Raw genomic sequence first — 13,341 nt, forward strand, 5'->3', positions numbered from 1 at the left:
TTCCGCCGCTTTCAGGCGGACCCGGACCCGGGCTCCCGGCTTTCGGCGCTAAAATGGGCCGTTGGGCCAATGGCCGACAGTTCAAGACGGCCACGGAGGGTCATGATTAATACACTTACGGAGCGCATGCGCGGGCTCGCCTCGCTTTTCTGGCGCGAAGTGGCCAAGTTCGGTGCGGTGGGCGGTGTTGCGTTCATCATTGACAACGGACTCACGTACTACCTGATGCACGGCCCGATGACGGACAGCGAGGCCAAGGCCCGGTTCGTCGGCGCCAGCATCGCCACCGTCTTCTCCTGGATCGCGAACCGCTTCTGGACCTTCCGGCACCGCCGCCAGGACAACGTGGTGCGCGAATTCCTCATGTTCATCCTGATCAACGGCATCGGCATCGGTATCTCCACCGGATTCACCGCCCTCGCCAAGTACGCCTTCGGCGTCACGGACAAGAACATGCTGTTCGCCGCCGGGGTCGTTGGCATCCTGGTAGCTACCGTGGTGCGCTTCTTTGCGTACCGCTTCCTCGTCTTCAACAAGGAACTCGACGACGAGCCGGAGTTCTCCCACGACCACGAGATCATCGAACGGCACCCCCACACCAAGCCGGGGATCCGCGTCGAGGGCGTGGCCGTCAAGGATCCGGAGCTGCCGGGCCCGCAGCTCTAGACGGCCCGCAGTAAGAGAGGGCGCTCAGTTGCCGTTGACGCGCTCGTCGGCGAGCAGCTTCTCCGTCACCACGACGTCGGGGTGCACCAGCACCACTGATCCGTCGCCGTGCCAGGCGCCCAGCGACTGGGCCAGGGCGGACTCGAGGCCGTCGCCGGCGGCCACCAGCAGGCGCACGCCGGCGTCGTGCGCCGCCGCGAAGCCGTCCAGCAGGTCACCGTGGGTGTGGGCCGTCCCGGTGGAGGCCAGCACGGCACGCCGCGTTGCTTCCGGATCCACGTGCGCCATAAAAACGTCCCCGTGGGAGCGGACCTCGGCGGCATAGTCGACGACGCCGGTGGGCAGCGCGCCGGGCCACCGCATGGCCAGCGCCGGCAGGGCTACTGCCACGACGGCGTCGAACGCCCCCTGCGCCGCTCCGGGGGCCGGGTCTGCGGTGGCCAGCAGTTCAGCCTCGGCATCGCCGAAGACGACCTCCATGCCGAGCTGCCAGGCGGCCAGGGCGAGGATCACGGACTTCCAGTGCGCCGGCAGGTCCACGCGCAGCCGCGTTCCGGGTTCGGCGTCGAGCTCGTCCTGCAGAAGGTTGCTCGTCTTCGCCACCCAGTTATCCAGCACCCGGCCGGACAGCTCCACGCGCTCGGCGTCGGGGCCGTACCAGGTGAGCCGCGGCGAGGTGGCCTGGCCGGAACGCAGGGCTGTCATCAGTTCGATTGCCGGGATGCTCATGGCTTCATCTTGCCATGGCGGATGCTGCTGTGATCTCCGTCATACCGGGACTGGGGGCCGCCGGCCGCCGCGCCTGGACCACCCCGGAAAGTTTCCCGAAAATTCAACAAAAACCTCCCGAAGTGCTCAGCACCCTGATTATTCCGCGGGTTCTGCGGGGCTGGTCCGAAAAAACGCGGGCGTGGCGTGCCCCGGAATTAGGTCTCAAGTTGATTATTATCTCCGCCGTGGCTTGACTCGCGGATACTTACACACGTGTAATTAGGTATCGAAGGCCAATGCGCAGAAACCGGCACACAACCGAGTGTCCGAGGGTCAGGCATAGGCTGCAAAATCAGAGAGGGAACGCCAATGGGGCTAGCAGAGCGTATCCATGAAGAGGCCGTCGTTGCTGGGCAGGCCACGGCCAAATACCGTTCACGCGGGGTGCCGAGTGACTGGTATGTAGATCCGGCCGATCCGGACGCCGCGGACCGGTACAACGAACACACCAACGACTCGCTGCAGGACCAGGCGACTGCCTTCCTTGCGGCGCACGACGAACTTCTGGCCGGTCCGGACCAGGACAACGATCTTTCCGATCCGCCGATGGAGCTCCAGACCCTCCATTCGGGAACCACCGCGCAGCCGGTATGGATCGGGCTGCCCTCCCAGCAGGACTTCGACGATGAAGGCGAACTGGGCTGGCAGACAGACGCGCTGTGCGCACAGACCGACCCGGAGGCATTCTTCCCCGAGAAGGGTGGCTCCACCCGCGACGCCAAGAAGGTCTGCGGGGCGTGCAACGTCCGCTCGCAGTGCCTCGAGTACGCCCTGTCCAACGACGAGCGTTTCGGAATCTGGGGTGGCCTCTCCGAGCGCGAGCGGCGCCGGCTTAGGAAGCGAGCGATCTAATTCTTCAGGAAGTACGAGTCACCGCCGTCGTGGTTTCCCACGACGGCGGTGATTTTCTCCCCAGGACACTCGCTGCGCTTGCGGCCCAGACCCGGCCCGCGGACACCTGCATCGGGGTTGATACCGGTTCCCACGACCATTCCGCGGCCCTCCTCGAGCAGGCCTTCGGCACAGCCAACGTCACCGTCTTCAACCAGGCCCGCAGCGGTATGGGCGCTGCGGTGCAGGCCGGACTCAGCGCACTGGCCCCCGGGCGGGACGGCGGCGGCGACGGTACTGCCGCCGCACCGGCAGCCGAATGGATCTGGCTGCTGCACGACGACGCGGCCCCTGCCCCGGAAGCCCTTGCCGAGCTTCTTCATGCCGTGGAGCGCGCGCCGTCCGTCACCGTGGCCGGCTGCAAGCAGCTGGACTGGCACTCCGAGAGGCGGCTGATCGACGTCGGACTCTCCACCAGCCGCTGGGCGGAACGGCTGACCCTCATCGACGCCGACGAACTTGACCAGGGACAGTACGACGGCCGCAGCGACACCTTTGCCGTCAACTCCGCCGGCATGCTGGTCCGCCGCGACGTCTGGGAGGACCTCCGCGGCTTCGACCCCGCCCTGCCGGGCACCGGCGACGACGTCGACTTCTGCTGGCGGAACCGGCTGGCCGGACACCGCGTGGTGGTGGTCCCCAGCGCCCGGATGCACCACGTCACACACCGTCCGAACGCCCTGGGCAACGCGACGGCGGCCCGCAAGGCCCAGGTGCACTTGCGGCTCAAGCACTCCTCCGCGTGGAAGGTGCCGCTGCACGCCGCCGGCGCCCTGCTCGGGAGCCTGTTCAAGCTGGTCCTGAGCATCGCGGTCAAAGATCCGGGCCACGGCTTCTCGCAGCTCCTGGCCACGTTCGGTGCGCTTGGACGTCCCGCGGCCGTGTTCCGCGGCCGCCGCAACGCAGCCCGGACCCGCCGGATCCGGCGTTCGGTGATTAGAGGGCTGCAGACTCCGCGGCGTGAGGTCTGGGCCCATCGCCGCTCTCTGATGGAGGCCCTCGGATCCGACGACTCCGGGGAAGGCCTTACCGGGAACGACCCGCTGGCGGAGCAACCGACCGGCGACTCGGCTGAGGACTTCGCAGCCCTCACGACCTCGGAGCGGGGCTGGGTGGGCAACGGCGCGCTGCTCGCCATCCTGATCACCACCGCCGCCTCCCTGATCGGCCTGCTGAGTCTGTTCCGGGCCGGGGCAGTCTCCGGCGGCGCGATGATTCCGGTTTCGCCGCGGCTGGGGGAGATCTGGGGCCATGCCTCCGGCTGGTGGATCACCCTTGGAGCGGGACTTCCCGGCCATGGCGACCCCTTCGGCTACGTACTGTGGGTTCTCGGCGTCCTCGGTGCCGGCAACGCCAACAGTTCGCTCGGCTGGCTGTTGATTCTGGCCATGCCGCTCTCCGCCCTCGGCGCCTGGTTCGCCGCCGGCGCCCTGACGCAGCGCCGCCGCCTGCGCCTGGCCGCCGCCCTCGTCTGGGCCGGAGCTCCTGCCCTCCAGGTGGCACTCAACCAGGGCCGCGTGGGTGCCCTTCTTGTCCACGTGATGATGCCGCTGCTGGTGCTCGCCCTGCTGCGGGCCACCGGCTCCGCAGCAGGACGCGGCCGCTACGCCGTTCCGGCCCCCGGGGAGCGGCGCTTCACCGAACCGCCCCCGGCCAAGCCCGGAATCAACGGCACACCGTCCTGGACCGCCGCCGCAGCAGCCGGCCTGGCGCTGGCCGTCGTCACCGCGGCAGCCCCCTCGCTGCTGCTGCCCGCCGTCGTGCTCGTGGCACTTTGCGGCACTCTTCTTGGCCGCCGCGGCCGCACCGTATGGTGGGCGCTGCTGCCCAGCCTTGCGTTGTTCGTGCCGTTCCTGGTCTCCACTCTTGACCGTCCCCGCGCCGTGCTCGCGGACCCCGGCCTGCCGCTGGCCTTTGACGCCGCACCGCTCTGGCAGCAGGCTCTGGGCCAGCCGCTGCGCTTCGCCGCCGGGGGCGGCCTCACCGGCCTCCCGCTGTTCGGCCCGGACTCCGCCGTGCCGTGGGCGCTCCTGCTGGCGCTGTTGGTCGGCCTGCCCGTCCTGCTCCTGGCCGTCACAGCGCTGTTCCTCCCCGGCCGGCCGCCGCGGGTGGCCCGCGCGTTCTGGACGGCGGCCCTCCTGCTGCTGGCCGGCGGGTGGCTCAGCAGCCAGGTCGCCACCGGAGCCAGCGCCGACGTCATGGTTACCGCCTTCACGGGACCGGCCGTATCGGCCGCCGCCTTCGCCATCCTGGGCGCGGCGCTGGTCGGCGCGGCGGGACTGCTGGACTCCGCCGACCGTGCCGCTGCCGCGGCGGCGGGCCGCAGGATCCTGCTCCGCACCACCGCGGTCACCGCCATGGTCCTCCTGCTGGCCGGACCGCTCGCCGGCCTCACAGTGTGGGCCGCGCAAAACGTCCTGACGCCGGCTGCCGGAGCCCCTGCCACGGAGGCATCCGCCGCATCACCCGGAGCCGACGGCGCCGACCCGCTCGGCGCTGCCTCCCTCGGCACGACGAGACTCGTGCAGCCGGCCGAGTCCCGGACCCTCCCGGCCACGGCCATCGACCGCGGCGAGGGGCCGGAACAATCCCGCACGCTCCTCATCTCCACCGGCGAAAACGGCTCATTCGACGCCACGCTCATGCGCGGTGCCGGAACCACCCTTGACGCCCTGTCCACGATTGCCGCCGCCCGCCCGATCATGGGGGAACCGGGGCAGGAAACCGTCCGGGACGACGACGCCGTCGCGGCGTCGCTCCGCAACGTCGTGGCCTCCATCGTGGCCGGCCAGGGTGTCGACCCGCGCGAAGAGCTCGAGCAGCTCGGCGTCGGCTTCGTCGTCCTGCGGGCCGCCGACACCGCGGCCCAGCTCACCGCGAGCCGCATGGACGCCGTCCCCGGACTCGTCGCTGTTGGCAAGACCGACGTCGGCTGGCTTTGGCGTATCAGCCCACTGAACCAGCCGGTGATCCAGGCGGCCGACGTCGCGCACCGCGTGCGGATCGTCGACGGTGCCGGGGTCACCGTCGGGCTGGTCCCCTCCGCGGCGGTGTCCGCCGATGCCGCGGTTCCCGCAGGGCCGGAGGGCCGGCTCGTGGTGCTGGCAGAACGCGCCGATCCGGGCTGGAGCGCCTGGCTCGACGGCCGCCGCCTCACCGCCACCACGTCCGGCTGGGCGCAGGCCTTCACTCTGCCGGCGCAGGGCGGCCAGTTGAGCCTCCGCTACGAAGCGCACTGGGCCATCTGGACGGGCGTGGCCCAGGCCGTGATCATCGGCTTGACCATCCTGCTTGCCATCCCCATGCCCGCCCGCCGGCCGAACACCGGCCTCTCCAGGGACGAAGGCTCACTGCGTAAGGAACATCACCATGCCCAGGGATGACACCCCCGCGACCAACGCCCCGGAAACCCCCGACACCGCCGGCAGCTCCGCCGGGGCGCCCGACACCGCGGGCAGCCCCAACGGCCCGACGTCGGAGCGGTCCGGCCGGTCCGCGCGCCGGTCAGCCGCGCCGCTGCTGTCACGCTGGAAGGCGCTGCCGCATGCCGGGCGGCTGGGTGGAGTCCTCTCCGCCGTCGTCCTCGTCGCCGCCGGAGGTGGACTCGTTTCCGCCACGGCGCTCTCGCCCCAAGGCCCCGGCAGCAGCCGGACGGTCGCGGCTCCGCTGGCGGCGGTCCCCGCGGGCAGCAGCATCGGCGTCTGCCCGGGGCCGGCGCGGCTTCTAGAAGGCGCTCCCGTGGGCACCGATCCGCAGTTCAGCCCGGAGTCCGCGACCGCCAAGAGCGACGTGAATGCCGTGGTGCTGGGCTCCAGCGCCGGCGTCCTGCCCGGCAGCCGCCTTGCCTCGCTCAAGGGCAGCACCCTGGTTGAACTCGCCAAGGCCACACCGGCATCCGCAAGCCCTACGGGCACCGCCACAAGGCCCGCGAACGGCACTCCCGTCCCACTGGCCGGCGTGGTGTCCCAGCGGGGCGTTGACGACGTGAGTGTCCTGAGCGCTGACTCACAGGACGGCAGGCAGGCCTCCGCGGGCGCTGTCATGCGTTATGCCGCCGAGGACGGGGACCTCCGCGGTTCGGCGGCAGCGGCGTGCCAGCAGCCCGCCAACGATCTCTGGCTCGTCGGCGCGAACACCGCGCTCGGCCGGACGGCCGTGCTCAACCTCACCAACACTTCCGGCAGCCCGGCCACCGTCAGCCTGGACCTCTTCGGAGCCAAGGCCCAGATCCAGGCCCCGGGCAGCCGCGGACTCCTCGTGGCCCCCGGCACCACGCGCGCCGTCATCCTGGCCGGGCTCGCCCCGGGAGAGGAGAGGCTCAGCGTTCGGGTCCGCAGCGCCGGCGGGCCGGTGGCCGCGGTCATCCAGCAGAGTGTGCTGCGGGGGCTCACCCCCGGCGGAGTCGAGTTCATCGCGCCCGCCACAGCACCGGCCGTACGCCAGGTGATCTCCGCCGTCGACATCCAGGACCCAGCCGGGCTGGCGAACCTCACCGGGAAGCCCGGCTTCGCAGATGCCGGGCCGGCGCTCCAGATCACGGTGCCCGGGTCGGCCGACGCCGTCGCTGCGATTAAGCTGTTCGGACGGGACGGCCAAAAGGCTTTGCCCGGCGGCGGAGTGGTCACGGCCAAGGCCGGAGCCGTGACCGAGGTCCCGCTCTCCGGAATGCCGGCGGGGTCCTACACGGTGGCCGTCAGTTCCGATGTCTCCTTCACCGCGGCGGCCCGCGTCACCAGGGGCCTCGATCCCGAGAATGCCTCCGACTTCGCCTGGTCCGCGGCGTCCGCCAGGCTGGGAAGCCAGCACGTCGTGCCGGTGCCCAGCACAGGCGACCGCTACCTCGTCTTCGGCGCTCCCGACGGCCGGGCGACGATTTCCTACACGCCGGTTACGGCGGACGGAAAGATCCGCGCGGCCGCAGCCGCCGACATCGCCGGCGGCACCACAGCCTCCATCAAGGTCCCTGCCGACGTCGGGGGCTCACCGATCGTCGGCTACGTGGTGTCCGCCGCTGGAGATCCCGCCTTCGGCGCCGTCCTGCTGCAACAGGAGGGCAGGCCGGACATCGCCACAGTTGCGATTGCGCCCGGGGCAACGGGCCAGGAGCAGGTCCCGGTCACGCTGGGCTACTGACCGGGCCCCGGCCGTCCAGTTCCGGGAATGGGTTTCAGGCCGCGCTTGCCTAGTAACGCCGGCGGTAGACCGGGTCCAGGGATTCGGGCGGCACACCGAGCATCTCTGCCGTGTACTCCACCACGACGTCATGGACCAGGTCCTGGAGCTCCTCCCGGGTGCCGCAGGCCTGCTCGACAACCCGGCGGTACAGGGTGATGACGGGACCCTCCTCCGCTGTCGCGGGGGTGTAGGCGCCCATCGGGGCGGGAGCCCGGTCCGCCACGAGCTGCTCGAGCCCCGGCGGGATCTCGTCGACGGCGAAGCGGACGCCGTCCAACGGTTTGCCCCAAATGTCGTGCAGCCGCTCGGCTGAGTCCAGGACGAAGTCGTCGAAGCGGTCCGAACGCGTGCGGTAGCCGGGCAGCGTGGGCAACATGATCTCGCCGCGGAGCCCGCGGCCGTGCCGGTTCCTACGCCGCTGCCGGAAGCCCCTCGGCGTCACGGTGCGTCCGGTGCCTGATGGTGCGGAACCGGCGTCGTGGCGTCCGGCGGCGGGTTCAGCCAAGCGGACCGTAAACCCCGGATCGTGGTGCGATGACTGCATATCTCGACTCTAAACCCGGCGAATGGTTTACGCGATATGGCCCGCCCGACCCGCCGTCAGCGCGTCGGACGGCGTCCCGGGCCCCGGGGGAGTAGTCTGTGATGTCGTGGGTGCAATTCGTCTTTGTTCAAGGTCAGCCTGCCGCAATTCGGCGGTGGCAACTTTGACGTACGTCTATGCGGATTCAACGGCCGTCCTGGGGCCGCTGGCAACCTACGCCGAACCGCACTGTTACGACTTGTGTGAACAGCACGCCGGATCGTTGACCGTCCCGCGCGGCTGGGAAGTCCTGAGGCTGGCCATGCCCGCCACCCCGGCAGGACCCGGCCCTGATGACCTCCTGGCCCTCGCCAACGCTGTCCGGGAGGCGGCCTCCCGGCCGGCCGCGCCGGAATCCGGCCCGGGCCAGCGCGGCATCCACGCTGCCCTTGAAGCCCCGGCCCCGGCCGAGGGCACCCGCCGGGGGCACCTGCGGGTCCTGCGAGAACCTTCCTAGGCTGCAACTGGCGGTAGGCTGGGAACTGCAAAATCCGTAAGCCACCGGCGCCTGCTGCGGCGCCCATCAGGGAGCGTTCACCATGCCGAAGATCAGTCCCGAACTGTTGTCTGTCCTGCGATGCCCCGTCACCGGTTCGCCGTTGCTGCAGGAGGGCGAGGAACTCGTCACCACGACGGCCGGCCCCTCCGGAGAGAAGCTGCGCTACGCGATCGAGGATGGCATCCCGCTGCTGCTGCCGCCGGAACTCCTCCCCGCCGCCGCCGCGGCGCCCGCTTTCCAGCACGACGCCGGCCAGCCCGCCGCAGGCTAGCCTGCCGTCCCATCGCTGCACCTTTCGGCACCGAAGTACTTTCCAGCCACCGATAAGCACGTTCCCAGGCAGCCGGGTTCCGGACGGGCCCGCCGGCCACAACGAAGGAAACACATGACTCTCGATTACAAGATTGCGGACATCACCCTGGCCGAGGCAGGCCGCCACCAGATCCGCCTCGCCGAGCACGAGATGCCCGGCCTGATGTCCCTGCGCGAGGAGTTCGGCGCCAGTCAGCCGCTCAAGGGCGCCCGGATCGCCGGCTCCCTGCACATGACCGTACAGACCGCCGTGCTGATTGAAACCCTCACTGCCCTCGGCGCCGAGGTCCGCTGGGCCTCTTGCAACATCTTCTCCACCCAGGACGAAGCAGCCGCCGCCGTCGTGGTCGGCAACGGCACGGTCGAGGACCCTCAGGGTGTTCCCGTGTTTGCCTGGAAGGGCGAGACGCTGGAGGAATACTGGTGGACGGCCGAGCAGATCCTGACCTGGCCCGGTGCGGACAGCAACCCGGACCTGGGTCCGAACATGATCCTCGACGACGGCGGCGACGCCACCATGCTGGTCCACAAGGGTGCCGACTTCGAGGCGCTCGGCGCGGTCCCGGCCGCCGCTGAGGACGAGTCCGAGGAAGGCCGCGTCTTCCTCGACGTGCTGCGCGCCTCGCTGCAGGCGGACCCGCAGAAATGGACCCGCATCGGATCCCGATTGCTTGGCGTCACTGAGGAAACCACCACCGGCGTGCACCGCCTCTACCAGCTCGCGGAACAGGGCAAGCTGCTCTTCCCGGCCATCAACGTCAACGACTCCGTCACCAAGAGCAAGTTCGACAACAAGTACGGCATCCGCCACTCCCTGCCGGACGGCATCAACCGCGCCACCGACGTCCTGATGGGCGGCAAGGTCGCCGTCGTCTGCGGCTACGGCGACGTCGGCAAGGGCGCCGCGGAGGCGTTCCGCGGCCAGGGCTCCCGCGTCATCGTCACCGAAATCGACCCCATCTGCGCGCTCCAGGCAGCCATGGACGGCTACCAGGTCGCGAAGCTGGAATCCGTCCTCGGCGAGGGCCACATATTCATCACCACGACGGGCAACAAGGACGTCATCATGGCCGAGCACATGGCCGGGATGCGTGACAAGGCGATCGTGGGCAACATCGGCCACTTCGACAACGAGATCGACATGGCCGGGCTGGCCCGGATCCCGGGCATCAAGAAGGTCGAGATCAAGCCCCAGGTCCACGAGTGGGTCTTCGAGGCTGACGCGGCCACGGGAGCGGACAGCCGTTCCATCATCGTGCTGTCCGAAGGACGCCTGCTGAACCTTGGCAACGCCACCGGACACCCGTCCTTCGTGATGAGCAACTCCTTCGCCAACCAGACGATCGCGCAGATCGAGCTCTTCACCAAGCGCGACCAGCCGGAGGGGGAGCGGGAGTACGACAAGCAGGTCTACGTGCTGCCGAAGATCCTTGACGAGAAGGTCGCCCGGCTGCACCTGGACGCCCTCGGCGTTGAACTCACCGAGCTGTCGAAGGAGCAGGCCGACTACCTCGACCTCGAGGTGTCCGGCCCGTACAAGCCGGACCACTACCGCTACTAGGAACCGCGACTGCCACGAGGGCCCCGGGCTTCCGTCCGGGGCCCTATTCGTGACCGGATCGTGCCGGGACCGACGGCAATTCCCGCCCTAAACTCACCTATGCTTTCAAGGTAACGTCTGGAAGGACCTGAGTATTGTGAACGCCCCGAGAAGCCGCACAGGCCGCAAGCTCGCCGTGCTCGGGGCCGTCTGCGCCCTCGCCGCGGCCGGCGGTGTGTTCGCGGCAGGCCCGGGGCTGGCCCGCGCATCCTTCGCGTCCGAGGCCGCCTCGCCGGAACGCTCGACGCCGGGACTCGCCTTTCCGGTGGTGGCGCCGGCAAAGCTGGACGTCGTCCCTGCGGACGAAGCCAAACAGGTCAACCCTGCCGCGCCCGTCACCTTGAAAGTCATAAACGGCCGCATTGACCGCGTCTCGCTCACGAGTGGCTCCGGTGACGCCGTGGACGGAACCCTCAGCGCAGATGCTTCCAGTTGGACGGCGACTGGACCGCTGAAGTTCAACACCCGGTACAGCTACACCTTTTCCGTGGTGGACGGCGCCGGCCGCAAGGACAACGTGACGCGGACCTTCAGCACGGTCTCCACCGCCAACGAAGCCGACGCCGCCATCTACCCCCTGGACGGCATGAGCGTCGGAGTGGCCCAGCCGCTGCAGATTACCTTCAGCGAGCCTGTCCTGAACCGGGACGCCGTGGAAAAGGCGATCAAGATTAGCTCCACCTCCGGGCAGGCGGGGGATTTCCATTGGTTCAGCAACTCGATGGTCAGGTACCGCCCGGAGAATTTCTGGACCGCAAACAGCACCATCACGATGGACATGCAGCTGTTCGGCGTGGAGCTCGGCAACGGGCAGGTCGGTAACTTCAACAAGAAAGTCACCGTCCACATCGGCGACAAGAGGGTCGCCATCGCGGACGCGGCGGCGCATACGTTTACGGCCAGCATCAACGACCAGAAGGTCGGCCAGTGGCCCGCGACCATGGGAGACACCCGGTTCCCCTCGGCGCGGGGGTATCTCGTATTCATGGAGAAGTACCGCGTGGAGCACATGGATGCGTCCACGATCGGGCTCAAGCCGGGCGACCCTGCCTACTACGGCCAGCTGGACGTTAACTTCGCGACTCGCCTGACCCCGAGCGGGGAGTTCATCCACCAGGCCACGGACTCCGCCATGCCTTACCTCGGCTTGGCAAACCTCTCGCACGGCTGCATTGGCCTGGGGCCGGACGGCGCGCAGTGGGTCTTCGAGCACATGACAACCGGCGACGTGGTCCAGGTTGTCAACACCGACGGCGACTTCGCCGCCGTGGACGACGGCTTCGGGGACTGGAATATCCCCTGGGCGCAGTACGCAAACTGACATGGCCCGCTGCAGGTCAGCGAACGGCGGAAAGACACTATTGGGGGACCTTACATGGACGAGTTAACGACGGAACCTGGCATGCGGCCAAGACGCGGCGATTCCGCAGCCGGCGAGCACCGACCAGCCGGCCAGAGCCGCAGGAAAAGCGGAAAGATGCTGGCTGTGCTGGCACTCTGCGCCGCGGTCGGAGCCGGCGGGATCGGCATCGCAACGGCTCCGGGGCGGGCCGAAGCGGAAATGCCTTCAGAGTCATCGGCTCCGATGCGGAACGTGTCCGGCCTCGCCGCACCTGTCGTGAAGCTGGTGGAACTCGGCGTCACCCCCACCGACGGCGCCAAGGCCGTCAACCCGGCCGCCACGCCCTCGGTCAAGGCCGTCAACGGCATCGTGAAGGACGTCGTCCTGGTACCGGCAGCCGGGGGAGACCGCGTCCCGGGGACCACGAGCCCGGACGGCTCGACCTGGACCGCCGAGGATCCGTTGGAATTCGACACGAAGTACAAGTACAGCTTCACTATCGTGGACCAGGCCGGACGGGAAACGAAAAAGGCACAGAACTTCGCCACCGTGGCCAAGGCCAACGAGGCGGATGCCGCGGTGTACCCGCTCAACGGCACCACCGTAGGCTCCGGCCAGCCCATCGAAATCGTCTTCAGCGAGCCCGTGCTGAACAAGGAGGCCATGGAAAAGGCCGTCACCGTCACGGCATCCTCCGGCCAGCCCGTGGCCTGGCGCTGGTATTCGGACCGCCGCGTCCGGATCAGGCCCGAGGCGTTCTGGGCTGCCAACAGCGAGATCACCGTGGACCTGAAGCTCTTCGGCGTGGACTTCGGCAACAAGATGATCGGCAACTCCGACACCAAGGTCGCGTTCAAGGTCGGGCCGCAGCGGCTCGCCGTCGTTGATGACATCACCAAGACCATGAAGGTGTACTTCGACGGCCAACTGGTCAAGACAGCGCCGGTCACGCTGGGAGACAAAGAGTGGCTCTCACCAACCGGCTTCGCCGTCATCATGGAGCAGGAGCGCAACTCCAAGTTCAACGCCGGCAGCATCGGGTTGAAGCCCGGCGACAAGGGGTACTACCCGCCCCTGACGGTGGAATACGCCAACCGCCTCACCAGCTCCGGCGTCTACGTCCACCAGGCCCTCGAATCGGCCTGGGGTGCGGTGGGCAGGTTCAACGTCTCGCACGGCTGCGTCGGGCTGCTCCCGGCGGACGCCGCCTGGTTCTTCAACAACATGAAGACCGGTGACGTGGTCCAGACCCTCAACACCGGGGCTCCGGTTGTGGAGCCGCTCGAAGGCTTCGGCGACTGGAACATCCCCTGGGCGCAGTACGCCAAACGCTGACCGCGGGGACGCTCCCCGGAACCTAACCGGCTGCCCCGGTGGGCAGGGGGCCGGTTTCGCCGAAACCGGCAACTGAATCCCCGTCCTCCACGGGGTGGCACCTCGCCCACGGCGAGGCTGTGGAGGTAGGCTCGGAAGCAGATATGTAGCGTTGCCGGGCCCCGGCC

General features: G+C 69.0%; 12 protein-coding genes. 10 read left to right on the forward strand and 2 right to left on the reverse strand.

Annotation, left to right across the window (positions count from 1 at the left end; all coding sequences use genetic code 11):
• The first annotated feature begins 102 nt into the window (after positions 1-102).
• Positions 103-666, forward strand: coding sequence for a GtrA family protein (locus AB4Y67_RS10925; RefSeq protein ID WP_441405791.1), 564 nt, complete (start codon positions 103-105; stop codon positions 664-666).
• A gap of 24 nt (positions 667-690) precedes the next feature.
• Here AB4Y67_RS10925 and AB4Y67_RS10930 read toward each other — a convergent pair whose 3' ends face one another.
• The gene (locus AB4Y67_RS10930; RefSeq protein ID WP_441405792.1) at positions 691-1,395 is read right to left on the reverse strand and encodes a TIGR03089 family protein; all 705 of its coding nucleotides are present in this window, start codon (positions 1,393-1,395) and stop codon (positions 691-693) included.
• A 14-nt stretch (positions 1,396-1,409) separates the two neighbouring features.
• Here AB4Y67_RS10930 and AB4Y67_RS10935 point away from each other — a divergent pair, with 14 nt between their 5' ends.
• The 4 genes from AB4Y67_RS10935 (at position 1,410) to AB4Y67_RS10950 (ending at position 7,461) form a co-directional block, all read left to right on the forward strand.
• Positions 1,410-1,631 carry a hypothetical protein gene (locus AB4Y67_RS10935; RefSeq protein WP_441405793.1) on the forward strand — a complete coding sequence of 74 codons (222 nt, stop codon included), beginning with the start codon at positions 1,410-1,412 and terminating at the stop codon, positions 1,629-1,631.
• 115 nt (positions 1,632-1,746) lie between these two features.
• A complete protein-coding gene (locus tag AB4Y67_RS10940) occupies positions 1,747-2,289 on the forward strand; it encodes a WhiB family transcriptional regulator (protein ID WP_441405794.1) in 543 nt (180 codons plus the stop codon).
• A gap of 29 nt (positions 2,290-2,318) precedes the next feature.
• A complete protein-coding gene (locus tag AB4Y67_RS10945; RefSeq protein ID WP_441405795.1) occupies positions 2,319-5,711 on the forward strand; it encodes a glycosyltransferase in 3,393 nt (1,130 codons plus the stop codon).
• Positions 5,698-7,461 carry a DUF5719 family protein gene (locus tag AB4Y67_RS10950; protein WP_441405796.1) on the forward strand — a complete coding sequence of 588 codons (1,764 nt, stop codon included), beginning with the start codon at positions 5,698-5,700 and terminating at the stop codon, positions 7,459-7,461. Before AB4Y67_RS10945 ends, AB4Y67_RS10950 begins: the two co-directional genes overlap by 14 nt.
• A gap of 49 nt (positions 7,462-7,510) precedes the next feature.
• Here the strand turns inward: AB4Y67_RS10950 and AB4Y67_RS10955 are convergent, their stop codons facing one another.
• On the reverse strand, positions 7,511-8,047 hold the full coding sequence (locus AB4Y67_RS10955; RefSeq protein WP_441405797.1) for a metallopeptidase family protein: 537 nt from the start codon (positions 8,045-8,047) through the stop codon (positions 7,511-7,513).
• Positions 8,048-8,153: 106 nt separating this feature from the next.
• Here AB4Y67_RS10955 and AB4Y67_RS10960 point away from each other — a divergent pair, with 106 nt between their 5' ends.
• The 5 genes from AB4Y67_RS10960 (at position 8,154) to AB4Y67_RS10980 (ending at position 13,174) form a co-directional block, all read left to right on the forward strand.
• Entirely contained in the window at positions 8,154-8,543 is a 390-nt protein-coding gene (locus AB4Y67_RS10960) for a DUF3499 domain-containing protein (protein ID WP_441405798.1), read from the forward strand.
• 82 nt (positions 8,544-8,625) lie between these two features.
• Entirely contained in the window at positions 8,626-8,856 is a 231-nt protein-coding gene (locus tag AB4Y67_RS10965; protein WP_441405799.1) for a Trm112 family protein, read from the forward strand.
• 114 nt (positions 8,857-8,970) lie between these two features.
• Complete coding sequence (gene ahcY, locus AB4Y67_RS10970) at positions 8,971-10,458, forward strand: adenosylhomocysteinase (RefSeq protein ID WP_441405800.1); 1,488 nt, start codon at positions 8,971-8,973, stop codon at positions 10,456-10,458.
• Between the two features lie 127 nt (positions 10,459-10,585).
• Positions 10,586-11,818, forward strand: coding sequence for a L,D-transpeptidase (locus AB4Y67_RS10975; protein WP_441405848.1), 1,233 nt, complete (start codon positions 10,586-10,588; stop codon positions 11,816-11,818).
• A gap of 156 nt (positions 11,819-11,974) precedes the next feature.
• Positions 11,975-13,174, forward strand: coding sequence for an Ig-like domain-containing protein (locus AB4Y67_RS10980; protein ID WP_441405801.1), 1,200 nt, complete (start codon positions 11,975-11,977; stop codon positions 13,172-13,174).
• The last annotated feature ends 167 nt before the right edge of the window (positions 13,175-13,341 follow it).

Origin of the sequence: Arthrobacter sp. YAF17, assembly GCF_052113365.1 — a bacterium.
In the GTDB taxonomy this organism is placed as follows: Bacteria; Actinomycetota; Actinomycetes; order Actinomycetales; family Micrococcaceae; genus Arthrobacter.

Coding starts and splice junctions, on each gene's coding strand:
- ahcY (WP_441405800.1), top strand. CDS start 8,971: ATGACTCTCGATTACAAGATTGCGGACATCACCCTGGCCGAGGCAGGC.
- AB4Y67_RS10965 (WP_441405799.1), top strand. CDS start 8,626: ATGCCGAAGATCAGTCCCGAACTGTTGTCTGTCCTGCGATGCCCCGTC.
- AB4Y67_RS10940 (WP_441405794.1), top strand. CDS start 1,747: ATGGGGCTAGCAGAGCGTATCCATGAAGAGGCCGTCGTTGCTGGGCAG.
- AB4Y67_RS10935 (WP_441405793.1), top strand. CDS start 1,410: ATGGCGGATGCTGCTGTGATCTCCGTCATACCGGGACTGGGGGCCGCC.
- AB4Y67_RS10925 (WP_441405791.1), top strand. CDS start 103: ATGATTAATACACTTACGGAGCGCATGCGCGGGCTCGCCTCGCTTTTC.
- AB4Y67_RS10980 (WP_441405801.1), top strand. CDS start 11,975: ATGCTGGCTGTGCTGGCACTCTGCGCCGCGGTCGGAGCCGGCGGGATC.
- AB4Y67_RS10955 (WP_441405797.1), bottom strand. CDS start 8,047: ATGCAGTCATCGCACCACGATCCGGGGTTTACGGTCCGCTTGGCTGAA.
- AB4Y67_RS10950 (WP_441405796.1), top strand. CDS start 5,698: ATGCCCAGGGATGACACCCCCGCGACCAACGCCCCGGAAACCCCCGAC.
- AB4Y67_RS10930 (WP_441405792.1), bottom strand. CDS start 1,395: ATGAGCATCCCGGCAATCGAACTGATGACAGCCCTGCGTTCCGGCCAG.